Genomic DNA, 25143 nt, shown 5'->3' with positions numbered 1-25143 from the left:
CGAACCGCTTCAAGGCCAGCGCGAGTTCCTCGAAGGTCCGAATTGGATGCGTTGTCATGTGAGATGGCCGTTCGCTCGTGCTACGTCGACCTGATGTTTCCGCTCGGGCGATTGGCGGGCGCAGCCGACTCCTGGTGATCTGAGGCCCCCGCGGCGTGCTTTTCCGCTGCCGCGCCCTCCTGATCGTTGACGTCGTATGGCGGATGGGGACCGCTGGAGTGGGCTGAGCGGGGATTGGGGCCTTGCCTCTCTTCACGCTCATTGCCTGGCTGGCCCGGCCGCGCGGGCGTCTTGTAGTTTCCGGGGGCTGACGTTGCCCCAGCGCCCTGCCAGCGCTCCTCCCAATCCTTCACCGCCTCGACCAAAGCAGCCAACTCAGCCGCCTCCGGCGACCCTTCTATGGCATCGGCAAGCTGGTGGATTTTGGCCGCCGCCGCTTCGTAGGCCGCGATCGATTCAATATTCACAGGCTTCGTCTCCTCTGCGTTCCAGTCGGCCACGATGCGCTCCACCACGCCGCTGCCGGGCGAGACAATGCGGGTGCGCGAGCCGGGCTCGCAAATGAGCCAGTCGTCACCCAGTCTGCGGATCGTGAGAGTCTCGTTCACGGACCGGCCGCCAGGGTCTTCCTGCGAAGTTCGGTTTCCACGGCTTCCGCCGTGGGGCCGACCTTTCGGACTGCTTCCTCAAGCTGCGATTTGGACACGCCGAGCCTGTCGGTCCAGTAGCGGACTTCACAGTCTTCACTCACATCGATGCGGGAGCGGTCCCGGTAGCCGCGGTTGGTCCTGTCATCTGCCATTCGATCCTCCCTTGAGCGGATCAATGGATCGCGAGGCTACTAGTTCCGATGTGCCATTTCTGCGGGCAGCGGGGCCTGGATGGTGTCCCCAATCGTATCGCGAGGGTCTCCGGCTGACCTTACGCACAGGTCGCCGCGTTCGGGGAACAACAGTGTCGAGTCCGATACTAATGCAGCGACGGCGCCAGGTTCAGCTAGCGCTGAGGCGTGCCGCTGGGGGAAGGACCTTGAACTCCCGATGCTCGCTCCTCGACGTACTTCAAGCGTGAGGCGGCCGTATTCGGAAGTCCCTGCGCGTCGAGCCACGAGAGGAACTCGTCCGGCTTTACCGTGACGATCTCAAGCGCCCTTCCACGAGCCAACCATTCGTTGATGACCCTCGTTGCAGCGGCGTGCCAGTCGTCATAATCCTTCGGCATCTCGGCCTTGTCATGCGCGAGATCCCATAGCCGCCCGAAGTCCTCGCGCTCGTACCAAGGCAGAGCGACCGTGTATGCGTCGACTGTCGGTTTCACTTTCTCCGCCGCGCTTGTCCAAGGCGCGCCCATAGCGATCCGAAACGAGGACGAGATTTTTTCTCGGCGGCCCCTCCGGAGTCAACCGCCTTGGAACATGTAGAGGAGCGAAGCGCCTCGTCTGCCTCTGCGCTGAGGACGACATGGCTACCCGCCCGCGCAGCCATGTGCTGCGCGAATTCCATGGTGGAATGCAGTTCAGAGGAATGCCCGTAGAACGCTCCGGTCACATCGCGGAATGCCCACTGCGTGCCCACCCGGCACACGACCAGCGTTTGCGCCATTTTGCAGAAAGCCCTGTCCAGACGGCAGACAACCCAGCCGCTTCTCTTTGGTTCCACCGAGGGGGAAAGAGGTTCAGTGCATGGTTCGCTGGCTCACGCGGGGCTCCGCGTCGCAATGCAGCTTTCACCTGCGGCAAGCAGCCGACTCTTGGAAGGCCTCTTCGAGAGAACCGAGTGTCGCGTCGCAAGAAAACGGTGGCAAAGGGCAGCTGCGGCGGTTACCGAGGCGAATGTGAGTTTAAGCAGGGGGGCCAATTTGCCGCTAGAAGAGGCCCTCAGGAAATTGCGCTCGCGCGAGGCCGAGCTCGCGCGCGTTCAGCGCATCGGCCAGATCGGGGGCCTCGAGGTCGACCTCCGCGAGGGGGCGTTTCGCAATAAGCGCTCGCCGGAATATCTCGCGGTTCACGGCCTGCCGCCGGAAGCGGCGGACGAAACCCACGAGGCGTGGGTCGCGCGGATTCACCCGGAGGACCGTGAGCGCATCGTCAGCCACTTCCATCGCAGCGTTTTCGGTTCCGACTGCGAGTACGAGGCCGAATACAGGATCATTCGGCCCGCGGACGGGGAGTTGCGATGGATCTTGGCCAAGGCAGAGATCCATCGCGACGATGCCGGGAAGCCAATCAAGCTCATTGGAGCCCATATCGATATCACCGCGCGCCGCATTGCGGAGGAGCAGCGCGAATTGATTGCCCGCGAGCTCCAGCATCGCATCGGCAACATCTTTACCGTGATCGGCAGCCTGATATCGATGGCTGCGCGGGAGGAGCCGGCAGCGGCTGGCTTCGCCGAGGAAATCGTCGGAAGAATCTCGGCCCTCAGCCGGGCACACAGCATCGTCCTCGACAAAGTCGGCGACCATTCACCCGACATACTCTCGGACCTGATCGGCCGTCTGGTCGCGCCGTACAACGGCGGCGCGAAGAGCCGCATCGAGGTCCACGGGGACAATGTCGAAGTGGGCCAGTCCTCGTCGACCGCCATCGCCCTCGTTTTCCACGAACTCGCCACGAACGCCGTCAAGCACGGAGCTCTTTCTACCGATGCCGGCAAGGTGCGGGTGACCGTTCAGGCTGCCGGCGAGCGCGTCCTGCTGCGATGGGAGGAGCAAGGCGGGCCTGTAATCGTGGGCAATCCCGAACGGCAGGGCTTCGGGAGCCTGCTCGTCGACCGCGCGGCCAAATCCCAGCTCGGGGCCCGCATGGAGTTCGACTGGCGCGCTTCCGGCCTCGTCGCAGAAATCGAAATGGCCACCGGGAAGCTGGCCACCTAACCGGGAACGGGTGCGTCGACGCATCGCGCTCGCGGCGCTCGGGCCGCGTCGACGGTGCCCTCGAATTCCCGGCGCTCTCCGGCTGGATAAAGGAAAGGCGGCGAGCTTCGATCGCGCGGGATCGATCCGACGGGCCGCAGGTTTGATTACCATGCAATTCAAGCCTGACCTCGCTCCCGACCCCTATATCCTCGTCTTAACGGGTGTGGGGGTGCTCGTCGCACTCGTCGTTTGGCTGCCATTGGCCCTGCGGCGGCTGCCTTTCTCTCTCCCTATCGTTTGCCTCGGCTTGGGCGCGGCAATCTTCTCTCTTCCTTGGGTCTCACTGGACCCACTGCCTATGCGCTACCCGCGGATCACAGAGCGCCTCTCGGAGATCGTGGTCATCATCGCGCTCATGGGCGCGGGCCTGAAGCTGGATCGGGTGTTCAACTTCAGGACCTGGGGGATTACGTGGCGGCTGATCGCGATCACCATGCCGCTCAGCATCGCCGCGATTACCCTCTTGTCAGGCTGGTGGCTCAGCCTGTCGTGGACAATGGCGTTGCTACTGGGCTCCGCGCTGGCGCCGACCGATCCTGTGCTAGCTGCCGATGTCCAAGTCGGGCCGCCGGGGTCTGGTGAAGAGGACGAGGTACGCTTCGGCCTGACCTCGGAAGCGGGCTTGAACGACGGCTTTGCCTTTCCGTTCGTTCACCTCGCCATCGCCCTCTCGTTAGCGACATCGACCGGAAAACCGTGGCTGATCGAATGGCTAACCTACAATGTTCTCTGGGAAATCGGCGTAGGGGGCGTGGGAGGCTACGTCGTGGGGAAAGCCTTCGGGTGGTTGACCTTTCACGCCCCTGCAAAGGCGAAATTCGCTCGGACGGGCGACGGGCTGATCGCGATCTCGGCCACCTTCGTTTCATATGGGCTGACCGAGCTGCTTCACTGTTACGGTTTTCTCGCCGTCTTCGTGACAGCCCTGACATTCCGCCATGCCGACAGGGATCACGATTTCCAGCTCAATATGCACGAGCTCACCGAACAGGTTGAGCGCCTAGCCATGATGGCGCTTCTTCTGCTCCTGGGAGGCGCGTTGGTGAGCGGGCTGCTGGCCCCTCTCGGATGGCTGGAAGTCGCGACCTCGCTCGTGATCCTGCTCGTGATCCGCCCGGTCGCTGGGTTGATCGGGCTTTGGGGCCACAACGCGAGCAAGGCCGAGAAAGCGACCATCGCCTTCTTCGGTATCCGAGGTGTCGGCTCCGTCTACTATCTCGCCTACGGCCTCAACCACATCGGCGAGGTCGACAGCGAGGCTCGCCTGTGGTCGATCGTCGGACTGACGATTTTCATGTCGGTGGTGATGCACGGAATAACGGTCACGCCGCTTATGCGAGTGCTGGACAGGCGCCATGGCAGGAACCCAGACGCCGAATAGCGCTGGAGGAATGCGCTCGCCGCTCGCCTAAGCGCGGCCGAGTCAATAGTGTGTGTAACGCAGAGCTTGGTCCAGCGAATGGGCGAAAGCCGATTTCAACTGCCGCGACTTCGTCATGGTGCCCGTTCCGATGGATCCGCGGCTCGCTCCTGCAGCCTACGGCCGATCAGTGCTACGAGTTGCCGAACCGTCGTGCAGGCCTGCATCTCCTCGTCCGGTAGCATGTCGCAGTCGAACTCGCGTTCGATCGCGTTCCCGATGAGGGTCAGATCATCCAGTTCAAGCCCGATGTCCTCGACCTCTGCGCTAAGGTCCAGTTTGTCGCGGCTCACCAATCCTTCGCTCGCGATGATTTCGAGGAGGCGCGCAACGAGCGCGGCGTCGTTTTCGGTAAGGTCCCCCATTCACCCCTCTTCGGAAAAGCGCTGCTTGAACGCGATCATCACAACAACGCGCACCCCAACCTTTTTGAACGGTCTTTGGAGAAGTGTCTTGCCGATCGGCATGCGGACAGCTCCGCTACAGCTTCTGGTAGGTCACGACAGCCGTGAGAAACGGCAGGCCTAGTCGGCCGGCTGTGTCCTTCACCATCGTCCCGCTCTCATCTATTCGGAAGAACCAGTCTTCGAAGTTCAGCTTCGTGGTCTCGCCGTTCAGGCCGGGAACGTTGCGGGTGAAGACCCAGTGGAAAGCGCAGCTGGACGCGCACCCCTCTGCCGTGCCGTCTAAGGATGGCTCCGAGCCTTCGAGTTTGCCGCCGCCGACCGGCTTTATCAGCCACCGCAGCTCATCGACCTGGCCATCGTCGAACGTCCACATTTCCGAGAACGCGAATGCCCCGTCGGGCAGCTCCCGACCGGCTGCCCTCAGTGAGGCTCGTCGCTTCAAAGCACCCACGGGGCCTTCGAGCATCGCCCAGCCGACCATCCGACCGGTGAAGAAATCCCGTGGTTGGAAAGCGGGCAGCATCCCCGAAAAGTCGTCGGCCTTCATCCGCGTAGTCCTCCGTGTGAACGCAACCCGCTCGCGCGTCGATGGTTCGGTCGATCAGCGGCCGATGATGGGAAGTGGGGAGTGAACGGGGATGAGAGTACCGCCAAGAAGGTTGCTCCATTCCGAAAACAGGGTGTTAGGGCGGTATCCTCTGAGGGGAAGGCGCGCAGAGCAGGCCCTCGAGGTTGTCCGAGGGGAAGCCAGCCTCCGGGAGCTTTCATCCGACCGCGGTGCGAGAGCAACGACCGGCAGGGACACCCCCTATGCGGGCGCGCTCCGATATTGACCCGCGGCCACTCTTCACGGCTGGATGTGGCGTTCCGCTAACGTCGGCCAGTGGCGTCGTAAAAGCATGCAGAGTTCTTGGATCTTCTCACCCCGTACCCGCGCCGTCTGGCTGAGAACGCTTGTCGTCATCGTAATCGCCGCCGGGTTGGTCACGCCGGCCCTCCTTTTCCGTTGATCGCCTGCGCCTCGGCGTGTTGTCCGGCGACGGAGGCCAAGCGGCCGCGACTTAGAGCAGCTTCGCCTGCGCCGGGACAGCAGGTTCGGAAAAATCTGCCTCGCGCCGTCGGAGCTCAGTCAGGGCGGTGAAGCGGAGATCGGCGTCGCGACTGGCGGCCAGCTCCCGCAGCGAGACCGCGCTCACCAGATTCCAGCTCTTCCCGCGGTCCGGACCAGCCGGCACGCGGGGCAGAAGGCCGGGCTCGCTGCTCCAGGCGAGTAACTGGGCAAGCGAGGCCTCGTTCAGCATGTCGCGCAAATGGTGCGCCGTGACGTAGGCATCAGGCATGGCTCGGTGCGCGGGCAGCCCGACCTCGTGAACGAGCCCAGCGGGCCTGCGCAAGTACCGAAGCATCTGGTTCGAGAAGCGCGGCAGGTCAGGCCAGAGCCGCAAGGCGCATTTCCAGGTGCAGATCCACTGCGCGCCCCCGGATAGACCGGGCCGGCAGAAGCGTTGTTCAAAGGCCGCGCGGTGCGCCGCCAGCGCGGCGAGGCCGCCAGCCGGGCGTAGGACGGAGGGTGCGATCTCCTTCCAGAACGGCGCTCCAGCCACGTCCCCGTCGCGAATGTGGTGCACCGCCATCGTGTCTGGGGAGATCGGCCTGCCGGGGCTCACCAGATGAGCACCGCGCTCTTCGGTGAGCTCCCACCGGCCGTCCGCGCCGATAGCGACATCCTGCCAGCCGACCTCGCAGACATCGTGCGGCCCCTCGCCGGCCGTCTCCAGGTCGATCACTCTGATGCGCTCCATGAGCCTGAGATCAGCACTGTAGCTGGCCAACGCAAGTCAGCATCAGCTCAGCCTTCCGCGTTGTCTGGCTGGATCGTCTGGGCGCCAGGGCCGTGGAACAGGCGACAGCCACTCAAGTTGTCTCGGTAGTCGGGGGGCTTACAAGGAGACGAACCCATGAAGAAGTACCTTGTGATCGCGGCGGTTCTGATGGCTCCCGCTCTGGCTCATGCACAGAACCCGGAAGGTGCGCGCGGTGGCGCGGCGGCGGGTGCCGCGACGGGGGCAGTGGGAGGCGCGATTGTCGGGGGCCCGGTCGGCGCGGTTGTGGGCGGTGTGGGCGGCGCGGTCGTTGGCGGGATCGCCGGCGACGCAACGCCGCGCTTCAAGACCTACGTGCGCGCCAACGAAGTGCCGTCCTACACCTACCGCGAAGACGTTCGGGTTGGAGCGGTATTGCCCGAGAGCGGCGTGACCTATCGCGAAGTGCCGTCCGAGTTCGGCACCAAGGGCTATCGGTATACGGTCGTCAACGACCGGACGGTGATCGTCGAGCCGCAGTCCCGAAGGATCATTCAGGTCATTGAATGACGGATCACTTCCCAGGCTCAAACACTGGTGATCTATGCCAAGGTCCGGCCCCGCTTCGCGAGGCCGGACTTTTTCGTGGATGACTTGGCCGGCGAGACTGGGCCATTGCGTCGAGTGTTCGTTGCCGCAATGTCCAAGCGGAGGTCACAGTTTGTCGAACAGTTCAAGGCCAGCGCTTGCTGGGCTCCGAGGGAGGGTGTGTTGGATCCGTCGATGCCCCGAGCGGCCAACTCATAAAGCTCAAGGCGAATGACACGGAATCCGGCGGCGCCCACCACAATATCGATCTGGGTCTCGTGATCAGAGTCGAAGGCGATCTCATCAAGCTGACCGCTCCGGCTGCGGAGGCAAGGAAGGGTGGTCCGGGGCTGCGGAATAATGGATCGGCGTTGCTTTGTTGCCGGAGCCGGCGCGGCGATGGTGGGCTGCAAAATGCGCCCTGCCGTCAAGGAACTCCGAGGCTAAACATCACGTTGCCGCATCATGGATCGAGCAACGGTGATGTCTGTGTCGTCTGTGTCGTCTGTGTCGCGAGCCGCTTTCGAGTCGCTGAAGAAACTAATGGCCACCCTGGTTTGTGGGAGCGTCTTGCTGGCGCCTGCAGCCGCACAAGCTCTGACCGCCGAGGAGGTAAACCGTTCCGGTCGCCCTGCTGCCACGAAAGGCAAGGTTACGCGCGCCAACGCCGCGATCGTCAAGGCTCAGGTCCTATTGGCTCGCCAGGGCGTTTCTCCCGGGGAGATCGACGGGCTCGACGGCGACAATTATCGGAAGGCCATCGACCAGTTCCGCCGCCGCGAAAATCTCGGAACCGGCGAGATAATCGATGCACCGACCTGGCAGGCGCTCAAAGGCGATGTCAGCGCGGACATCGTCTCAGACTACGATGTGAAAAAGGCGGATATCAAAACCCCGTTTGTGAGGCGCATTCCTCACGACTACGCCCGTCAGGCCCGAATGAAGCGGCTCGGGTACAAAAATGTGCAGGAGATGTTCGCCGAGCGTTTTCACATGAGCGAAGGACTCCTCAGGGCGCTCAACCCGCGAATCCACTATCGGAAGCGCGGTGAGGCAATTCACGTCCTCTCGGTCACGCGAGCCTTACCCTCGGGAGAAGTTGTGACGGTCGAGGCAGACAAGGCGAGGGGCATGGTTCGCGCGATGGACGCGGCGGGAAAGGTGATCGCCCTCTATCCCGCGACCATCGGCAGCGAACACACTCCTTCGCCTGAGGGCGAGTTGCAGGTCATTCGGGTCGTGAAGAATCCGACCTATCACTACGACCCGGTCAAGAATTTTCAGCAGGGCAAAAACCAGCGCCGCTTGGTGCTTCCCAGAGGGCCCAACAACCCGGTCGGAACGGTCTGGATCGAGCTATCGAAGCCGACCTTTGGCATTCATGGTACGCCGGAGCCTTCGAAGATCAGCAAGGCCTCATCGCATGGCTGTGTCCGGCTTACGAATTGGGATGCAGAAGAACTGGCGCAGCTCGTCAGGCCCGGCACAACCGTGCGGTTCATTGAGTAGCACAGGCTTTACCGAGCCGGCCATCGTTGCGAGACCGGAGGACCATGGCTACGCGCGAGCACAACGACATCGCAATCCGGGACGACGACGAAGGCCCGGGCGCGATCGTCTCTTTCCCGTTCGATGCCGCAGTCGCTGAGCGTTTCCGGGAAGCTTTTCCACGAGCCCGTTGGAGCGATCAGTTATCTGCATGGAGGTTGCCGGGAACGACAGCGATGCTCCGCGCAGCACGATGGCTCGTCCGCGAGCTGCCGAGTGCATTCGACGTGGCCGACGAGCGCGGTCGCGATTCCTTCTCGTTCGAGCCGATCATCAGTCCTTATCTGGAAGCAGAGGGGGAGCTGATCGTGCGCACACCGTACTCGCGAACCGTTGTTGACGAGTTGCGCGCTGTCCCCTGGGCCTGGTGGAATGGCGAGGACAAGGCTTGGCACGTTCCATACCGATCGGTTGATGAACTGCGCAAAAATTGGCCGGTGATCGAAGCTGCCGCCGAACGCAGCGAGCCGGAAGCTCGAAGGCAACGGCGCGAGGCAGCGAAGTCCGCTCCTGAATACGAGGACACCAAGGCGACGGCCTCCGAGCGCCGGCGGCGGCGCTATCCCGTCCCGGCGAGCGAGCTGCCGCCGCTCGACAGAGTGCTCATGTCCCACGAAGGGCCACTCGTCATCCTAGAGGTGACAGGAGAGCTGGTGCCTAAGGAAACCGGTATCCGGCATTACCCCTGGAGCTCAGAACTATTCGACGATCTGGTCTGGGCCTCGTGGCGGCGTCCGACGCATGAAGAGCTCGTCAGGGCCTGGCCTGCGCGACGTCCGACCACACCGGATGCCTTCCAGCGCGGATGGTGGCAGGCGACGATCGAAGAATTGCGTGCCGCACGGAGGGCGGCAAAATCCGTAGAGCGCGCCCAGGAAACCAGGCAAACCAGCCTCGCTGCTAATGATTGATCGTTGATTGATCGCCCGTTCGGATCCCCGTTGATCAGACCGTGCACCATTTGAAGCGAGAAGGAGCCGAAGCATTCAATGATAGTCTGCTTCGTCGAATGACGTGCTACTGATCAATCGGATATGACATCGTTTGGCCCGCCCGGCGCTGAGGTTGGTTGGGGGAATACGGTTGAACAGTAAAGCTGGCACAGGCACGAATGCCCGTTCCACCGAGATCGAACGTTTGCGCATGTTCAGCCGCATCGCGCGTGCCGTGGCTGGAGAATTCGATCTTGCGCAATTGGTCAGCATCGTAACGGATGCCGCAACCTAATGGTCCGGCGGAAAATTCGGCGCCTTCTTTTACAATCAGGTTGACGACAAAGGCGAAATCTACAGCCTCTACACGCTGTCGGGCGTGCCCAGATCGGCCTTTGCCGACTTCGAGATGCCCCGTAAGACCGCGGTTTTCGCCCCGACTTTCGACGGAACTGGCGTGGTTCGATCGGACGATATCCGCAAGGATCCTCGATACGGGCTGAGCGGACCACATTTCGGAATGCCCCCCGGCCATTTGCCCGTCGTCAGTTATCTGGCGGTCCCGGTCATATCGCGAACGGGAACCGTGCATGGCGGCATCTTCATCGCGCACGACGAGCCCGGGCAGTTCGACGAAGAGGCGGAAGAGATCGTCATGGCTATCGCCGCTCACGCCGCCATTGCCATCGACAATGCTGCTCTTCTCGTCGAAGCGCGGCGGGAGTCCGAGGTCCGCCGGATCGCGCATGAGGCAAGCGCGAAGCTCGCGGCGATCGTGGCCCATTCCGACGACGCCATCGTGAGCAAGTCACTCGACGGTACGATTACGAGCTGGAACGCCAGCGCCGAACGCCTGTTCGGATATACCGCCGGCGAAGCGATCGGGCGCCCGATCATCATGCTGATCCCCGACGATCGCCTGCATGAAGAGGACATGATCATCGGTGGGGTTCGCGAAGGTCGTCGCACTGACCACTTCGAGACCCAGCGCCGGCGCAAGGACGGGTCGCTCATTCATGTGGCGCTGACCGTCTCGCCTATCCGCGACGAGGATGGCGTGATCGTGGGCGCATCCAAAATTGCGCGCGATATTAGCGACCGCGTTCAGGCCCAGGAGCAACAAGCTCTCCTGATGCGCGAGATGAACCACCGCATCAAAAATCTCTTCGCACTGACCGGAGGACTGATTTCACTGAGCGCGCGCTCCGCGACTTCCGTGGAAGAACTTACCCAAAAACTCCGCGAGCGGCTCACAGCTTTGGCGCGGGCTCATGCCCTTACCATCTCGGGTGAGGCAGATGGCGAGAGCGCATCGACCGACCTCGTTAGCCTGGTGAGAGCGATCCTGTCGCCGTATGAGGCGGAGCATCACCAGGCTCTCGAGGTCACCGGTTCAAACATCTCCATCCGGGGTTCAGCCTTGACCGCGCTTGCCCTAGTCTTGCTCGAACTTGCAACTAACGCCGCCAAATACGGCGCTTTGTCCTCTCCAGATGGGCGCCTGTCTGTAAATCTCGCTTGCGAAGGCGACATGCTGGCGCTTGTCTGGATCGAACGCGGTGGGCCGGGGATTGACAGTGCGCCCACCCAATCGGGCTTTGGAAGCAAGCTGGAAAAAGCGACACTGGGCGGTCTCGGGGCAACGATTGATCGGCAATGGGAAGCCGAGGGATTGACGCTCTGTCTGAAGGTCCCCTTCGATCGGCTAACACGATAGACACCGATCGAAAGTCTCGCTCGCTCACCGAAGTAAAGGGGCGGGCTGCCGGATCGCGAGGTGCGGTCGGCCGAGCACTACGCCAACATTCGAACATTCGGCTCCCGAAGCCATTGCCGCGTGCGGGCCGGGCGCAGGAACGCTTCGGCGGTCTCGCCGAGCGCGACGATGCCGTCATCCGGTTGGACTCCGGCCTTGTCGAGCAGCGGCTTGGCTTCGGCACTGTAGCCGATCGCCTTGAGATGCCCGAAGGCGTCCTTGGCGAAATCGATTGCCGCGCCTTCCTTCATCAATACGTCGCAGCCAGCTTCGGACAGAATGATGGCGACCGCGTCGAAGAGCACGGACGGTGTGCCCGCGAGTTGGCCGTCGGCCTTGAGCGTCTTCCCATCCTTGAGTTTCACACCGCCGATCTTCGGCGCGACGATTTTGACCGCTCCGCCGTCGCCTTCGGCGGCGGCCTTGACGGAGGCGATCATGGCACCGTCCGCCCCATCAGAGACAAGTATACCGACAGTCCGGCCCTTCAGGGTCTCGGGGTACTTGCCGACGATGCGGAGTGCGGGCGACGGCTCCATGTCCATCGGGATCGCTGCGGGCTTCGAACCCTTCGGGAGAGGCATGGCGAGCCCGTCTGCAACGCGCTGCGCCAACGTCTCGTCGACATTGACGAGGTTCGACATCACGCGGTTGCGGACATGCTCCAGCGTGACCTTCGACAGCTCGAAGACGAGTGCGCTCGCGAGGTGGGCCTGCTCGATCTCACTCTGCGAGCGGAAGAACAGCCGAGCATGGCTGTAGTGGTCAGCGAAACTCTCCGCGCGCAGCCGAACCTTATGCTGCTCGACCGGTATCGCCGCCGTCCGGAAGCCGCCGACAGGGTCCTCGCGCGGGCCGCCCTCCTCGCCAGCCTCGGCAAGGCTGTTCGGTTCGTAGTTCGCGCGGCCGGTGAAGACTTGCGTCTGCATATGTCCGTCACGCTGCAAGTTCTGGAAGGGGCAGCCCTTGGCTCTGTTGATCGGGATTTGGTGGAAGTTCACGGTCCCGAGCCGCGAGAGTTGCGTGTCCTGGTAGGAGAACAGCCGGCCTTGCAGGAGCGGGTCTTCTGAGACATCGACGCCAGGCGGCATATTGGTTGGCAGGAATGCGGCCTGCTCGGTCTCGGCGAAGAAATTGTTCGGGTTGCGGTTCAGCACCATGCGTCCGATCATGCGGATCGGCACCAGCTCCTCCGGGATCACCTTGGTCGCGTCGAGGATGTCGAAGGGAAGCGCGTCGGCTTCGCTCTGGCTGAGCAGTTGCACGCCGAATTCCCATTCCGGGAAGTCGCCCTTGGCGATTGCCTCATGCAGATCGCGGCGATGGTAGTCAGGATCGGCGCCAGCGAGCTTCACCGCCTCGTCCCAGCAGGTCGACTGCGTGCCGAGCTTCGGCCGCCAATGGAATTTGACGAAGGTCGGCTCGTCCTTGTCGTTCAGCAGGCGGAAGGTGTTGACGCCGAAACCCTCGATCATCCGAAGCGAACGTGGGATGGTCCGGTCCGACATCGCCCACATGATCATATGGGTCGATTCCGGCATCAGCCCGATGAAGTCCCAGAAGGTATCATGGGCGCTGGCGGCCTGCGGGTAGCCGCGATCGGCCTCCATCTTCACGGCATGGATCAGGTCGGGAAACTTGATCGCGTCCTGGATGAAGAAGACCGGGATATTGTTGCCGACGAGGTCCCAGTTCCCTTCCTTCGTGTAGAACTTCACCGCGAAGCCGCGCACGTCGCGGGGCGTATCGACCGAGCCTGCTCCGCCGGCGACCGTCGAGAAGCGGGTGAAGACCTCGGTCTTGACTCCGACCTCGGTCAGCACCTTCGCGCGGGTGAAATCGCCGAGCGACTCCGTCAGTTCGAAGAAGCCATGAGCGGCCGAACCGCGAGCGTGGACGATACGTTCAGGAATTCGTTCGTGATCGAAATGCTGGATTTTCTCACGCAGGACGAAGTCTTCGAGCAGCGTGGGACCGCGACCACCTGCCTTCAGCGAGTTCTGGTTGTCACTGACCGGGACACCGTGATTGGTGGTGATCCGGGCATCGGGCGCAGAGGCTGTCTGGTGCAACTCGCCGCCATTGCCGATTGTGGCTTGGGTCTTGGAGCTGTCGTCGCGGGAAGAACGAGCCATAGGTCTATCCTTCATTGCTTAGGCGTGAGGCGGCGACCCCTCGGGCCGGCAAAATCTTTTTTGAGCTGAGGGATTAAGGCGCAGCGGGGATTATCGGCCGAAGCGGAAACGGCTTGAATCGAGCAAGACTGCTCCGTCCAGCTTGGAGGAGTTGTCACGAAACAACGCGGTCGTTCCTAAGTTCCAACGCCTGCACCGCGTTTCAACCTAATCGTATCCGGCACGCGATATTCCCTGATAGCGCCGCTCACCATCAAACCGGAGCGGTCGCGAACGACCAGGCGCTGCTGGCGGATTGCCATCGATGCTATCAGCATTCAGTTCCTATTTTGTTCCGATGAACGATACTGGCAGATCGGGCAGTGCAGGACTTCCTCTGCGTTACGGCAGAGTTCCGCCATGACTCGGTGAGCGCTTGTCAGACTGGGCCATTGTCGTTGAAGGTCACGATCATCATCGGTACCGGGTTCTCCATTCTCCTGCTCGGCCAGCACCCCAGATGACCGAAGCTCGCGAGCCGCATCGGCCTAGGGATTCCTCAATCCAGGCGTGGAACTCGTGAGTGCTCGGGCGGTTCAGGGCTTTTACCGGATCAACGGCGAGTCCGGGATCGAGGTGCGTCATGTCGAGCTACGATCATATTATTCACAAGGGCAACAAGGCGTCCTTGTTCACGCGTGTTGCCCAGTCGGTCGCCTCATGGACCGGGAAACCAGTCACCTTTTTTGGCGCTGTGACTCTGATTGTGATTTGGGCTGCGTCAGGTCCGATTTTCGGCTTCAACGATACTTGGCAGCTCGTGATCAACACATCGACGACGATCATCACTTTCCTGATGGTCTTCATCATTCAGAACAGTCAAAACCGCGACACCGCCGCAATGCAGATCAAACTCGATGAGCTCATTCTGCGGCTCGAAGGTGCCCGCGAGGAATTGCTCGACCTCGAGGAGCTCGACGAGAAGGACCTCGTCCTTATCCGCAAGGACTTCTGCAAGCGGGCTTCAGCCGCTCGCCGCAACGGTGACGGCGCGCCTACCGACTAGCGCGCTCGTAGGCTGGGAGACGGCCGCGTCGGGGGCACCCGGAACCACGTTAGGCATGGATCGTTGCGCGCAGGGGAGAGAGCCCATGGCGGCGCAAGCCGGATCACGAACAGTTATTTATGCGGCGCTGACAGGAAACCTTCTGATCGCGGCGACCAAATTCATCGCCGCGGCCTGGACGGGCAGCTCGGCGATGCTGTCAGAGGGCGTTCACTCGCTGGTCGACACAGGTAATAGCGCGCTTCTCCTCTATGGCTTGAACCGGGCCGCCCGGCCACCCGATCTCACGCATCCCTTCGGGCATGGCCGTGAACTCTACTTTTGGAGCTTCATTGTCGCCCTGCTGGTTTTCGCGGTTGGGGCCGGCGTGTCCCTGTATGAGGGGGTGTCCCATGTCATCACGCCGCATCCAGCGACGAACCTCACCGCGAACTATGTCGTGCTCGGCCTCTCGGCTATGTTCGAGGGCTATTCCTGGCGGATTGCGTTGAAGGAGTTCAGGGTGGCCAAGGGCTCGCTGGGGTATTTCGCCGCCGTGCGCCAGAGCAAGGACCCGAGCGTCTTCACGGTGTTGTTCGAAGACACCGCAGCACTGCTCGGCTTGATCGTCGCTTTTGCCGGCATCACCGCAGCGGCCTACTTTGAGCGGCCCGAGCTCGATGGCGTGGCCTCGATCCTGATCGGCGTCATTCTTGCGGCCACCGCGGTGCTTCTCGCACGGGAAAGCAAGGCCCTGCTCATCGGGGAAGCCGCTCTGCCCCATGTCCAGGTAGAGATCAGGGCGGCGGTCGAGGGCGACCCGGATGTCGAGCGTGTCAACGGCCTAACCACGGTCCATCTGGGGCCGGACCAGATCGTCGTGGCTCTCAGCCTCGAATTCAAAGACGACAGATCTACCGGTGATATCGAGGATTGCGTGGAGCGCATCGAAGCGAGGCTGAGGAAACGCCGCTCGGACATCGTCTCGGTCTTTGTGAAACCGCAGACTTCTGCCGCTTGGCGGGAAAGGCGGGCCAAGCTGGTCCAGTAGGGTTCGAGTTCGCCGGGGGCAGCCCGCTATCGGCGTTCTTTCTCTCAGTATCCCGGATAGGGATGCCGCTTCAGCAACCCGGCTAGATGTGCCGCATTGCGCGCGAGCATGCGGTTCGCCTTGGCGGTCGTTTCAGGAATTTCGTCGAGATCGATGAAGTTCACGCTGCCCATCGCCTCGCCGACCCAATATGTCGGCCCGCCCGCCGCAATCGTGAAACCGACATCGAACAAGGCCTGGGCGATTTCGGCTGAGACGTGGTGGGCTCCGTCCTCGTTGCCCACGACGGCAATGGCAGCGACCTTGCCATAGGCAGGCGTTCGGTTCTGATCGTCCGCTTCGTCGAGGAAGGCATCCATGCGCTCCAAAACGCGCTTGGCGACGCTCGATGGCTGGCCTAGCCAGATCGGGGTGCCAACGAGCAGGATGTCGCAAGCATCGATCTTGCGCCTGAGCGCCGGCCAGTCGTCGCCTTTCCCTTCGTCGGAAGAGACACCCGGCTTGATGTTGAGCGCAGCGACTCGAACGATCTCCCGCTTACAGTTGTCTGGGAACTCATCCAGAGCCAATTCCAGGATGCGCTGGGTTGAAGACTGACCTTCGGATTTCAGCGTACAATTGAGAGCCAGGATTTTGAGCGTCATCTGGAAATCCAATCGATTTTTTAACGGCTGAAGGCCGCTCTGGCGTCCCACGTGAGGCGGATCGCAATCAGCGATCCTTTCGCGACGGCAGAAGCGTCCCGAGCAGCGAACGCGCGGTGTTGGTGACCACGTTGCCGGTTTCGGGATCGCCGCTTATCAGGGCACCCGCCAATCCACGCGCCTGAGCGAAGGTGATGTGAGGCGGTAATGGCGGAACGTTTGAATCGGTGATCATGTCGAGAACGAAGGGCCGGTCGGCCGCGAGAGCCTCGTCCCATGCCGGCCCAACCTGCTCGGGGTCGTCGACACGACGCCCGCCCAGACCCATGAGCTTCGCGATATCGGCGTACGGGATGTCTGGGAGGTCCTGGCTGGTCGGCCACTTGGGGTCGCCGGCCTGGATGCGCTCTTCCCAGCTCACATAGGCCAGCTCGCGATTGTTCAGCACCATGACGATCAAGCGGGGATCAGTCCACCGCTTCCAGTACTTCGCGATCGTAACGAGCTCGGACATTCCGTTCATCTGCATCGCGCCGTCTCCCGCCAGCGCGATCGCGGGCCGGTCGGGGTGGGCAAATTTCGCGGCGATGGCGTAGGGAACGGCACAGCCCATCGTGGCAAGGGTGCCGGAAACGGACCCCATCATCCCGCGCCGAAACCGAAGATGTCGGGCATACCAGACGGTGGTCGTTCCGCTGTCCGCCGTTACGATGCACTGGTCGGGCAGGCGATCCGACAATTCCGACACGACGCGCTGGGGGTAGATCGGTGAGGCGTCGACCATCGCGCTGTCACGGGCTTCCTGCCATCCTTCACTGACGCTGGCCTCGATCGTCGCTCGCCAATTATCATCCGCCTTCGGCTTCAGCAGCGGCAGGAGAGCTTCCAGCGTTGCCGTGGCGTCGCCGATGAGATTGACCTCCATCGGGTAGCGTAAACCCAGCATGCCTGCATCGATGTCGATCTGGACGCCGCGCGCCTGTCCCGGCTTCGGCAAGAACTCGGTGTAAGGAAAGCCCGAGCCGACCATCAGCAGCGTGTCGCAGCCCTGCATCATATCCCAACTGGCCTTTGTACCAAGCAATCCGATCGACCCGGTGCAGTACGACACGTCGTCCGGGACAGCGGCTTTGCCCAGCAACGCTTTAGCGATGCCTGCCTTCAGTTTCTCCGCCGTGGCGAGCACGGCATCGGTCGCGCCAAGCGCGCCCGCGCCAACCAGGATCGCGACCTTCTTACCTGCGTTGAGCACATCAGCCGCGCGCTGCAGAGGCGGCGCGGCGGGCACCACCGGCGAGAGTTCGATCCCGACACCGGAATGGGTCATACCGTGCTCGCGCGTCGGCTCCTCCATGGTTTCGAGCTGAAGGTCGTTCGGTAGAATGACGCAGGTTACGCGACGTTCCGCCTCGGCGATCCGGAAGGCGCGATCAATGAGATGGGGCACCTGGGTGGCGACAGAAGCTGTCTCGACGTAGGCGCCGGCAACATCCTTGAAGAGCGACTGAAGATCGAGATCCTGCTGATAGTGGGAGCCAATCGCCGAGCGAGCCTGCTGCCCGACTAACGCCACGACCGGACGGTGATCAAGCCGCGCGTCGTAGAGGCCGTTCAGGAGGTGCACTGCGCCCGGGCCCGAAGTCGCGATGCACACCCCGACTTTCCCGGTGAAGCGGCTCTCGCCCGATGCCATCAGGCTCGCCATCTCCTCGTGCCGGGCCTGGACAAATTCGATGTCTTTCTCTCGCCGCTGCAGGGCCGCGATCAGTCCGCCAATGCCATCACCGGGGTAGCCGTACACACGCCTGACCCCCCATTCGTACAGTCGGCTCCAGATGAAATCCGAGACGGTGTGGGCCATTAGGCTCTCCAAAGGATTGGGCAGCAGACGCGGGACATGGGTCCGTCGTCCACATGCGCAGCTCCCCCAGCGCTTTGACTCTGAGCAGAACAGCAGGATTCGAGGGAGGTTCCCCCTTTACAGCGGCGGCAATGAGACGATGCGCGGATTTGAAGGACCACATCAGGCCGCAGCTCGATACGGGCGCGCATCGGCGCTCAAAGTCGATGGTCTGGAACTGGTCGAGCTCGAATCGTGTTTGGCAAGGGTTCTCCAGGAGCCCCCAATGTCCCATCAAAGCGAGCTAGCGACCCCGCCTCTGGTCTATCGCCCAGACTTCGAACAACCCGAGCCGCAGGAGCGCGCGACGGAGGATGGGCTCGTTTCGACGCTACGTAGCATCAGCGAAACGACACTCAAGGAGGAGGGCCGCGCGCTGCGCAGCGTCCATGCCAAGAGCCATGCGCTGCTCCAAGGGGAACTGACCGTAGCCCCGGACCTTCCGCCCGAACTCGCCCAGGGGCTGTTTTCCGCGCCCGGCCGCTACCCTGTCATCATGCGGCTCTCGACGATCCCCGGCGACGTCCTCGACGACGACGTCTCGGTGCCCCGCGGCCTGGCCTTGAAGGTGATCGGGGTCGAGGGCGAAAGGCTGCCGGGCTCCGAGACCGAGACCGTTCAGGATTTCGTGCTGGTCAATGGACCAGTCTTCGCCGCCCCCAATGGCAAGGCCTTCCTCGGAAACCTCAAGCTCCTGGCGGCGACCACCGACAAGGTCCAGTTCTTGAAGAAGGCCCTGAGCTACACGTTACGGGGCATCGAGACCGCGGTCGAAAGTGTCGGCGGCAAAAGCGCGACTCTGAAGCAGCTCGGCGGGCATCCCGCTACGCATCCTCTCGGCGAGACCTATTTCAGCGCCGCCCCGATCCTGTTTGGCGAGTACATGGCCAAGGTCCAGCTCGTCCCCGTCCTCCCTGAATTGACCAGCCTCACCGATCAGCCGGTCAAGGTCTTTGGGCACCCGGACGGGCTGCGCGAGGCCTGCAACGCCTTCTTCGCCCATCATGGCGGCCGCTGGGAACTTCGTATCCAGCTCTGCACCGACCTTGAGACGATGCCGATCGAGGATGCGAGCGTCGAGTGGCCGGAGGAACAGAGCCCCTATCGGAAGGTCGCGACGATCAGTGCCCCCACGCAGATCGCCTGGGACGAGGCGAAGTCGCGCGCGATCGATGACGGTCAGTTCTTCAGTCCCTGGCATGGGCTCGCGGCGCATCGTCCGCTCGGTTCGATCATGCGGCTGCGCAAGGCTGCCTATCGCAGCTCGGCGCGCTTCCGATCCGATCACAGCGGTTGCCCGATGCACCAGCCCCGGAGGCTGGAAGACGTCGATCTGCCCGCCTGACCGGCCACGACTCGCGAGATGCGCGAGCTATTCCAATTCCAGGGAACTTCATTCGAGGCGCCCTGTTTGAACCTCATCAGCGGCCGGGGGGTCATCATCATCGGATTGGAGCGTTCCGGATGTCCCAGCCTCAACCCGGCCCGTCCGGTATTCCAATCCAGGTCACGATCAATGGCGAGCCGCGCCGCATCGCGGTCCAACCCTCGACCACGCTCCTTGACCTGCTCAGGCACGATCTGGCGCTGACGGGCACGAAAAAGGGGTGCGATCACGGCCAATGCGGCGCTTGTACCGTCCTCATCGACGGCCGTCGCATCAATTCGTGCCTTCAGCTTGCCGTCATGCAGGATGGCAAGGAGATCACCACGATCGAGGGCGTCGGGCAGGCCAGACAACTGCACCCGTTGCAGCAGGCCTTCATCGAGCGCGACGCCTTCCAGTGCGGCTACTGTACGCCTGGACAAATCTGCTCCGGCATCGCGCTGATCGAGGAAGGGCATGCCGCCACGCGAGACGAGATCCGCGAGTTGATGAGCGGCAATATCTGTCGCTGCGGCGCCTATCCCAACATTGTCGACGCGATCGAGGACGTGCTGGTCCGGCGCTCGGGCGTCAGTCGGGAGGCCGCTGAATGAACCGCTTTTCCTATCATCGCGCAGAAACCCTTGCGGACGCGATCTCACATCTCCGGGGCAACCCGGCCGCAGCGATCATCGCAGGAGGGACGAACCTCGTCGACCTGATGAAATACGAGGTAGAGCGCCCGGCTGAACTGGTCGATGTGACCCGTCTCGACGAACTGCGCGGCATCTCCGAGACCCCGGATGGCGGGCTGCGCATCGGCGCGCTCGTGCCCAACAGCGACGTTGCCTATGACGAGCGCATCAACGCGCGCTATCCGCTCCTGGCCCATGCCGTGCTCGCAGGTGCGACGCCGCAATTGCGGAACGCCGCCACGACGGGCGGCAATCTCAACCAACGCACCCGCTGCTACTACTTCAACGACGTCGCCACGCCCTGCAACAAGCGCGAACCGGATTCGGGCTGCAGCGCGATCGGTGGCGTCAACCGCATCCATGCCATCCTTGGTGCAAGCGACTACTGCATCGCGACGCATCCCTCGGACATGTGCGTCGCATTGGCAGCGCTCGATGCTGAGGTCGAGGTTGTCGGGCCGGATGGCAAGCGGCGGATCGCCTTCGCCGACTACCATCGCCTTCCCGGAGACGAACCCCAGCGCGATAATACCCTGCGCCAGGGCGAGATCGTGGTTGCGGTGACGCTACCGCCAGAAGCGTCGGACTTCGCGGGCAACTACACCTACCTGAAACTGCGCGACCGCCTATCCTATGCCTTCGCGCTGGTCTCGGTGGCGGCGGCACTGAGGGTCGACGGCAGGCGGATCGCTGCGGCGCGGCTGGCGCTGGGCGGCGTCGCGCACAAGCCGTGGCGGAAGCTGGAAGCCGAGGAGGTTCTCGTTGGCATGTCCGCTGACGACGCATCCTTCTCCCGCGCCGCCGATATCCTACTCGCAGGCGCCCAGCCGCACGAACACAACGCCTTCAAGATCGATCTCGCGCGCCGCGCGATCGTTCGCGCGCTGTCTCAGGCGGCGGCCGGCACACCGCAGTCCTTGACCGACAAGCGGATCGCGTGAGGAGAACGCCATGCTGAGAAACGATCCGCATATCGGCTCTCCCCGCAACCGCGTGGACGGGCCGGCCAAGGTAACCGGCGCCGCGACCTACGCGGCCGAGTTCGCCGCCGAACATCTCGGTTACGGCTACATCGTCGAGAGTTCGACCGCCCGCGGGCGCATCCGCTCGATTGATGTCAGCGCGGCGGAAGCGGCACCCGGCGTGATCAAGATCTTCACGCACGAAAATCGGCCTCAGACCGCCTGGTTCACCTACAAGTACCGCGACCAGGTCGGACCTCCCGGCTCGCCCTTCCGCCCCCTCTACAGCGACGAGATCCAGTATAGCGGGCAGCCCATCGCGTTGGTCGTGGCGACCAGCTTCGACGCCGCCCGCGAAGCTGCCGCTCTCGTCTCGGTCTCCTACGAGGAGGAGCCGCATATGACGGATCTGAGCATCGCCCGCAGCGATGCCTACGAGCCCCCCAAAAAGCGCATGGGCATCGCCCCTCCGCCCGATCCGCGCGGGGATGCCGTCAAAGCGTTCAGCGAGGCTGCGGTCCGCGTCAGTGCGGAGTACTCCATCGCGGCCGAGCACCACAATCCGATGGAGCCGCACGCGACGACTGTGATCTGGGAGGGGAAGGGCAAGATTACGGTCCACGACAAGACTCAGGGCGTGCAGAACAGCCAGGCCTATGTCGCCAGCGTCTTCGGGCTTTCGAGCGACGACGTCCGCGTTGTCGCGCCTTACGTCGGTGGAGGCTTCGGCTCCGGCCTGCGCCCACAGCACCAGCTCTTCCTCGCCGTGATGGCGTCACTGGCGCTCGAACGCTCGGTGCGCGTCGAGCTGACGCGTCAGCAGATGTTCAGCCACGTCCACCGGCCGGAGACGATAAATGCCGTGTCGCTCGGCGCCGATGCCGGCGGCAAGCTGGTGTCGATCCAGCACCACGCGGTGGCCGCGACCTCGCAGTTCGAGGACCACCAGGAGAATGTCGTCAACTGGTCAGGAATGCTCTACCACGCGCCTAATGTCGACCTGCGCTACGAACTGGCCAAGCTCGACATCTACTCTCCCGGAGACATGCGGGCGCCGGGCGCGCCGCTCGGTCTGTTCGCGCTCGAAAGCGCGATGGACGAATTGGCGATCGCCGCGAATATCGACCCGATCGATCTGCGCCTGCGGAACTACACTGACCATGATGAGAACAATGGCAAGGCCTTCACCTCGAAGGAGCTCCGGGCCTGCTATCGCGAGGGCGCAGCACGGTTCGGCTGGAGCAAGCGCAACGCACAGCCGGGCTCGATGCGCGACGGCCGCGAGCTGATCGGCTGGGGCATCGCAAGCGGCGTTTGGGAGGCAGGCATGATGAAGACAGCCGCGCGCGCGGTCTTCACGGCCGATGGCCGCCTGGAACTCTCCTGCGCGACCTCCGACATCGGCACCGGAACCTACACCATCCTGAGCCAGATCGGCGCCGAGACGCTCGGCCTGGAGATGGAGCAGGTCACCGTGAGGCTGGCAGACTCGACCCTTCCGGCTTCACCGGTGCAGGGCGGGTCGTGGACGGCGGCCTCAGCTGGCAGCGCTGTGATGGCAGCGTGCCAAGAGTTGCAGGCGCAGCTCTTCAAGCTGGCGCGGAAAGTCGATGGCTCGCCGCTGGCGGATGCCAGCTTGGACGACATCGCCTTCGCGAATGGCAGCATCCTCCTGCGAACCAACCCCGCGAAATCCGTTTCCCTGGCCCAGGCCATTGCCGCGTCCGGCGAAACGAAACTGGAGGCGGAGAAGAGCGCCAGCCCCGGCTTGATCGGGGCGATGCGCTACGCCTCCTACACTCATTCAGCCGTGTTCGCGGAGGTTCGGATCGACGAGGAACTCGGGCAGATACGTGTCACGCGCATCGTCAATGCGGTCGCAGCCGGCCGCATTCTCAATCCCAAGACCGCCCGCAGCCAGATCATAGGCGGTGTGGTCTGGGGCATCGGCATGGCGCTGCATGAGGAGACCCTGACCGATCATCGCCTCGGTCGCATCGTGAACCACTCGCTGGCCGAATATCATGTCCCCGCAAACGCCGACATCTACGACATCGACGTGGTCTTCGTCGAAGAGCACGACGACAAGGCGAGCCCGATCGGCGTCAAGGGACTCGGCGAGATTGGCATCGTTGGCACTGCGGCCGCCATTGCGAATGCGATCCACCACGCGACAGGCAAGCGCCTGCGCAGCCTTCCCATGACCATCGACAAGCTGTTGGCTGCATGACGGGAAAGGAGAATAGCGTGAAAATCTCGAACCACGACGAGTACGAGGCGGCGGTCGCGCGGGCGAGCTCGCTGTCAGACGCGCGAGATGGCTCTCCTTCCGCGGCCGAGCATGCCGAACTGGTCGCAGCTATCCGATCTTGGGATGAGCAGCACAAAGGCGAAAACAGTCATGGTCCCGAGCCTTCGGAGGGTTTGAACCGGCCGGACGACCTTCGGATATCGGGTCTTCCAGGGAACCTCGGCAAATTGCGCAAGACCTGAGCAGCTCACAGCAGAATGCCGCGTCGAAGGCAACTGGAGAGCCGCTGCCGCGTTCTTGGCCAGGTAGTAGATGGCGAGGCATCAATGTCCGAAAGAGCCGTGGCGTTTGTCGAAGCGTGGATCGCGGAGAAAGTGGCCACTGAGGCGTTCCTGGAAGATGGGAACGATGCTCGGTTGGAGCAGCTGGCAGGAGTGGCGATTAGTGCAGCTGAGGCTCTGGGAATTTCGGAAAGCGAAATCCTAGAGGAATTCCCAGACCTTCCGTCGCGTATGGCTGAGGCGGTCAATGGCGCGGCCGACATCGAACTCCGCCGTCAGATCGACAGTGATGACTGAGGCCACGCGGCGCCGCGGATGTCGCGCATGCTACCGCGCGCTTCCATTCGCCCTTGGAGTTGTGGGCATCGTCGGCGCCGTAGCACTCGCCGTGGGCAGTCCCCGCGCAGACCGTCGCGAACGGAAATACGCAGCCAAGGCGGAGGGCCGTTCCGCGGCCGGAGTCGGGGCATCAGCACCCACGCAGATTCCGGCACGGGGTTGGCACGAGATCCTCGCCCGCACCTACTCGGAGGTCAATCGCGACCGCGTGCAGGCGGTGGCAGCAGGGGTCACGTTTTACAGCCTGCTCGCTCTCTTCCCGGCTCTGACAGCTTTCGTTTCGCTTTATACCCTCTTCAACGATCCAAGCGCGATCGCCGGCCATCTTCGTGGGCTAGACGCCTTCCTTCCGGCAGGGGCGGCCGACTTTCTCACCGACCAGGTCACCCGTATCGGCAGCGGCAACGGCGCGACCCTCGGGCTCGCATTCTTCTTCAGCCTAGCAATGGCGTTGTGGAGCGCCAACGCCGGCGTAAAGGCCTTGTTCGATGCATTGAACGTCGCTTACGGCGAGGACGAAAAAAGGGGATTCCTGAGGCTCAATGCGGTTTCTCTCGCCTTCACCGCAGGCATCTTAGCGTTCCTTCTGATCTCATTGGGCGCGATCGCGGCAATTCCGATCATCCTCGACTACGTGTACCTGGGGTCCGCGAGCGAAGGGCTCATATCGGTAGGGCGTTGGCCTCTGCTGTTCATCGCGCTCGTCGTCGGCCTCGGAATTCTGTATCGCTTCGGACCTAGCCGTGATGACGCGCAGTGGAAGTGGGTGAGCCCCGGCGCCTTGGTTGCTGCGGTTGCCTGGGTCATCGGGTCGATCCTGTTTTCTTGGTACGTGGCTAATTTCGAGGATTACAACAAGGCTTACGGGGCGGTCGGCGCGGTCATAGGATTGATGACTTGGATGTGGCTGTCTGCCACGATCCTGCTGGTTGGGGCCGAGCTGAATGCGGAGGCCGAGCGGCAGACTGACCGGGATACCACAGAGGGTTTTCCGATGCCGATTGGAGCGCGCGGCGCTGACGCGGCGGATCGCAAACCATAGCTAAGCCCGCGCCCAGAACGATGGAGATCCGATCCGCTACAGCATCCTTCGTTTCCCGTGGCAGGGGCGTCATCAAGAGGATGA

General features: G+C 62.9%; 24 protein-coding genes and 2 pseudogenes. 17 read left to right on the top strand and 9 right to left on the bottom strand.

Going from position 1 to position 25143, the window contains the following annotated elements; genetic code table 11:
* Window positions 1–80 precede the first annotated feature (80 nt).
* The 3 genes from AC07NY_RS04255 to AC07NY_RS04245 form a co-directional block, all read right to left on the bottom strand.
* Window positions 81–608: a hypothetical protein gene (locus AC07NY_RS04255; protein ID WP_494582048.1), complete on the bottom strand. Its 528-nt coding sequence runs from the start codon at window positions 606–608 to the stop codon at window positions 81–83.
* Window positions 605–802 (bottom strand): DUF3606 domain-containing protein, encoded by a 198-nt coding sequence (locus AC07NY_RS04250; RefSeq protein ID WP_494582046.1) that lies wholly within the window; start codon window positions 800–802, stop codon window positions 605–607. The genes AC07NY_RS04255 and AC07NY_RS04250 overlap by 4 nt, the downstream gene beginning before the upstream one ends.
* A gap of 194 nt (window positions 803–996) precedes the next feature.
* Window positions 997–1317, bottom strand: coding sequence for a hypothetical protein (locus tag AC07NY_RS04245; protein WP_494582045.1), 321 nt, complete (start codon window positions 1315–1317; stop codon window positions 997–999).
* 567 nt (window positions 1318–1884) lie between these two features.
* Here AC07NY_RS04245 and AC07NY_RS04240 point away from each other — a divergent pair.
* Both AC07NY_RS04240 and AC07NY_RS04235 read left to right on the top strand, forming a co-directional pair.
* Window positions 1885–2874 carry a PAS domain-containing protein gene (locus AC07NY_RS04240; protein WP_494582044.1) on the top strand — a complete coding sequence of 330 codons (990 nt, stop codon included), beginning with the start codon at window positions 1885–1887 and terminating at the stop codon, window positions 2872–2874.
* Between the two features lie 151 nt (window positions 2875–3025).
* Window positions 3026–4297, top strand: coding sequence for a cation:proton antiporter (locus AC07NY_RS04235; RefSeq protein ID WP_494582043.1), 1272 nt, complete (start codon window positions 3026–3028; stop codon window positions 4295–4297).
* A gap of 113 nt (window positions 4298–4410) precedes the next feature.
* Here AC07NY_RS04235 and AC07NY_RS04230 read toward each other — a convergent pair whose 3' ends face one another.
* From AC07NY_RS04230 to AC07NY_RS04220, 3 genes are all read right to left on the bottom strand, one after another.
* Window positions 4411–4701, bottom strand: coding sequence for a phosphopantetheine-binding protein (locus AC07NY_RS04230; protein ID WP_494582042.1), 291 nt, complete (start codon window positions 4699–4701; stop codon window positions 4411–4413).
* 115 nt (window positions 4702–4816) lie between these two features.
* The gene (locus AC07NY_RS04225) at window positions 4817–5290 is read right to left on the bottom strand and encodes a DUF3833 family protein (RefSeq protein ID WP_494582040.1); all 474 of its coding nucleotides are present in this window, start codon (window positions 5288–5290) and stop codon (window positions 4817–4819) included.
* Between the two features lie 514 nt (window positions 5291–5804).
* On the bottom strand, window positions 5805–6530 hold the full coding sequence (locus AC07NY_RS04220) for a DNA polymerase III subunit epsilon (RefSeq protein ID WP_494582038.1): 726 nt from the start codon (window positions 6528–6530) through the stop codon (window positions 5805–5807).
* 171 nt (window positions 6531–6701) lie between these two features.
* Here AC07NY_RS04220 and AC07NY_RS04215 point away from each other — a divergent pair, with 171 nt between their 5' ends.
* The 6 genes and pseudogenes from AC07NY_RS04215 to AC07NY_RS04190 all read left to right on the top strand — a co-directional run bounded on the left by AC07NY_RS04215 (window position 6702) and on the right by AC07NY_RS04190 (window position 11330).
* Window positions 6702–7115 (top strand): DUF1236 domain-containing protein, encoded by a 414-nt coding sequence (locus AC07NY_RS04215; RefSeq protein ID WP_310094163.1) that lies wholly within the window; start codon window positions 6702–6704, stop codon window positions 7113–7115.
* 176 nt (window positions 7116–7291) lie between these two features.
* Window positions 7292–7453, top strand: a pseudogene (locus tag AC07NY_RS04210) (DUF2171 domain-containing protein); the annotation flags it as partial.
* Window positions 7454–7676: 223 nt separating this feature from the next.
* Window positions 7677–8642: a L,D-transpeptidase gene (locus tag AC07NY_RS04205; RefSeq protein ID WP_494582036.1), complete on the top strand. Its 966-nt coding sequence runs from the start codon at window positions 7677–7679 to the stop codon at window positions 8640–8642.
* A 44-nt stretch (window positions 8643–8686) separates the two neighbouring features.
* Complete coding sequence (locus AC07NY_RS04200; RefSeq protein ID WP_494582034.1) at window positions 8687–9592, top strand: hypothetical protein; 906 nt, start codon at window positions 8687–8689, stop codon at window positions 9590–9592.
* Window positions 9593–10022: 430 nt separating this feature from the next.
* A pseudogene (locus tag AC07NY_RS04195) lies at window positions 10023–10244 on the top strand (GAF domain-containing protein); the annotation flags it as partial.
* Window positions 10245–10268: 24 nt separating this feature from the next.
* Window positions 10269–11330 (top strand): PAS domain S-box protein, encoded by a 1062-nt coding sequence (locus AC07NY_RS04190; protein ID WP_494583674.1) that lies wholly within the window; start codon window positions 10269–10271, stop codon window positions 11328–11330.
* Between the two features lie 77 nt (window positions 11331–11407).
* On the opposite strand, the gene AC07NY_RS04185 is transcribed toward AC07NY_RS04190, so the two are convergent.
* Window positions 11408–13504, bottom strand: a complete 2097-nt coding sequence (locus AC07NY_RS04185) for a catalase (RefSeq protein ID WP_494582033.1) — start codon at window positions 13502–13504, stop codon at window positions 11408–11410.
* A 622-nt stretch (window positions 13505–14126) separates the two neighbouring features.
* Between AC07NY_RS04185 and AC07NY_RS04180 the strand changes: the two genes are divergently transcribed.
* Entirely contained in the window at window positions 14127–14549 is a 423-nt protein-coding gene (locus tag AC07NY_RS04180; protein WP_310094149.1) for a low affinity iron permease family protein, read from the top strand.
* Between the two features lie 85 nt (window positions 14550–14634).
* Complete coding sequence (locus AC07NY_RS04175; RefSeq protein ID WP_310094147.1) at window positions 14635–15579, top strand: cation diffusion facilitator family transporter; 945 nt, start codon at window positions 14635–14637, stop codon at window positions 15577–15579.
* Between the two features lie 44 nt (window positions 15580–15623).
* On the opposite strand, the gene AC07NY_RS04170 is transcribed toward AC07NY_RS04175, so the two are convergent.
* Window positions 15624–16223: a flavodoxin family protein gene (locus AC07NY_RS04170; protein WP_310094146.1), complete on the bottom strand. Its 600-nt coding sequence runs from the start codon at window positions 16221–16223 to the stop codon at window positions 15624–15626.
* 67 nt (window positions 16224–16290) lie between these two features.
* Window positions 16291–18084, bottom strand: a complete 1794-nt coding sequence (locus AC07NY_RS04165; RefSeq protein ID WP_494582031.1) for a thiamine pyrophosphate-requiring protein — start codon at window positions 18082–18084, stop codon at window positions 16291–16293.
* A gap of 265 nt (window positions 18085–18349) precedes the next feature.
* On the opposite strand from AC07NY_RS04165, the gene AC07NY_RS04160 reads away from it, so the two are divergent.
* From AC07NY_RS04160 to AC07NY_RS04130, 7 genes are all read left to right on the top strand, one after another.
* Window positions 18350–19468, top strand: coding sequence for a catalase family protein (locus AC07NY_RS04160; RefSeq protein WP_494583672.1), 1119 nt, complete (start codon window positions 18350–18352; stop codon window positions 19466–19468).
* 119 nt (window positions 19469–19587) lie between these two features.
* On the top strand, window positions 19588–20103 hold the full coding sequence (locus tag AC07NY_RS04155; RefSeq protein WP_494582029.1) for a (2Fe-2S)-binding protein: 516 nt from the start codon (window positions 19588–19590) through the stop codon (window positions 20101–20103).
* A complete protein-coding gene (locus AC07NY_RS04150; RefSeq protein WP_494582028.1) occupies window positions 20100–21125 on the top strand; it encodes an FAD binding domain-containing protein in 1026 nt (341 codons plus the stop codon). Before AC07NY_RS04155 ends, AC07NY_RS04150 begins: the two co-directional genes overlap by 4 nt.
* Window positions 21126–21135: 10 nt before the next feature.
* Window positions 21136–23376, top strand: a complete 2241-nt coding sequence (locus tag AC07NY_RS04145; protein WP_494582026.1) for a xanthine dehydrogenase family protein molybdopterin-binding subunit — start codon at window positions 21136–21138, stop codon at window positions 23374–23376.
* A 17-nt stretch (window positions 23377–23393) separates the two neighbouring features.
* Complete coding sequence (locus tag AC07NY_RS04140; protein ID WP_310094134.1) at window positions 23394–23639, top strand: hypothetical protein; 246 nt, start codon at window positions 23394–23396, stop codon at window positions 23637–23639.
* A gap of 84 nt (window positions 23640–23723) precedes the next feature.
* A complete protein-coding gene (locus tag AC07NY_RS04135) occupies window positions 23724–23975 on the top strand; it encodes a hypothetical protein (protein WP_310094132.1) in 252 nt (83 codons plus the stop codon).
* A 61-nt stretch (window positions 23976–24036) separates the two neighbouring features.
* Window positions 24037–25059, top strand: a complete 1023-nt coding sequence (locus AC07NY_RS04130) for a YihY/virulence factor BrkB family protein (RefSeq protein ID WP_494582025.1) — start codon at window positions 24037–24039, stop codon at window positions 25057–25059.
* Window positions 25060–25143 lie beyond the last annotated feature (84 nt).

It is taken from the genome of Allobosea sp. GW821-FHT09G06 (genome assembly GCF_059416005.1).
The sequence above is the reverse complement of the archived record's forward strand: the minus strand, read 5'-3'. Positions and strand labels throughout refer to the sequence as shown.

Bases quoted from the DNA above. Each gene is read 5' to 3' on its own strand.
- AC07NY_RS04250 (WP_494582046.1), bottom strand. From the start codon at position 802: ATGGCAGATGACAGGACCAACCGCGGCTACCGGGACCGCTCCCGCATC.
- AC07NY_RS04235 (WP_494582043.1), top strand. From the start codon at position 3,026: ATGCAATTCAAGCCTGACCTCGCTCCCGACCCCTATATCCTCGTCTTA.
- AC07NY_RS04230 (WP_494582042.1), bottom strand. From the start codon at position 4,701: ATGGGGGACCTTACCGAAAACGACGCCGCGCTCGTTGCGCGCCTCCTC.
- AC07NY_RS04225 (WP_494582040.1), bottom strand. From the start codon at position 5,290: ATGAAGGCCGACGACTTTTCGGGGATGCTGCCCGCTTTCCAACCACGG.
- AC07NY_RS04215 (WP_310094163.1), top strand. From the start codon at position 6,702: ATGAAGAAGTACCTTGTGATCGCGGCGGTTCTGATGGCTCCCGCTCTG.
- AC07NY_RS04205 (WP_494582036.1), top strand. From the start codon at position 7,677: ATGGCCACCCTGGTTTGTGGGAGCGTCTTGCTGGCGCCTGCAGCCGCA.
- AC07NY_RS04200 (WP_494582034.1), top strand. From the start codon at position 8,687: ATGGCTACGCGCGAGCACAACGACATCGCAATCCGGGACGACGACGAA.
- AC07NY_RS04190 (WP_494583674.1), top strand. From the start codon at position 10,269: ATGGCTATCGCCGCTCACGCCGCCATTGCCATCGACAATGCTGCTCTT.
- AC07NY_RS04185 (WP_494582033.1), bottom strand. From the start codon at position 13,504: ATGGCTCGTTCTTCCCGCGACGACAGCTCCAAGACCCAAGCCACAATC.
- AC07NY_RS04180 (WP_310094149.1), top strand. From the start codon at position 14,127: ATGTCGAGCTACGATCATATTATTCACAAGGGCAACAAGGCGTCCTTG.
- AC07NY_RS04175 (WP_310094147.1), top strand. From the start codon at position 14,635: ATGGCGGCGCAAGCCGGATCACGAACAGTTATTTATGCGGCGCTGACA.
- AC07NY_RS04170 (WP_310094146.1), bottom strand. From the start codon at position 16,223: ATGACGCTCAAAATCCTGGCTCTCAATTGTACGCTGAAATCCGAAGGT.
- AC07NY_RS04165 (WP_494582031.1), bottom strand. From the start codon at position 18,084: ATGGCCCACACCGTCTCGGATTTCATCTGGAGCCGACTGTACGAATGG.
- AC07NY_RS04160 (WP_494583672.1), top strand. From the start codon at position 18,350: ATGTCCCATCAAAGCGAGCTAGCGACCCCGCCTCTGGTCTATCGCCCA.
- AC07NY_RS04155 (WP_494582029.1), top strand. From the start codon at position 19,588: ATGTCCCAGCCTCAACCCGGCCCGTCCGGTATTCCAATCCAGGTCACG.
- AC07NY_RS04150 (WP_494582028.1), top strand. From the start codon at position 20,100: ATGAACCGCTTTTCCTATCATCGCGCAGAAACCCTTGCGGACGCGATC.
- AC07NY_RS04145 (WP_494582026.1), top strand. From the start codon at position 21,136: ATGCTGAGAAACGATCCGCATATCGGCTCTCCCCGCAACCGCGTGGAC.
- AC07NY_RS04135 (WP_310094132.1), top strand. From the start codon at position 23,724: ATGTCCGAAAGAGCCGTGGCGTTTGTCGAAGCGTGGATCGCGGAGAAA.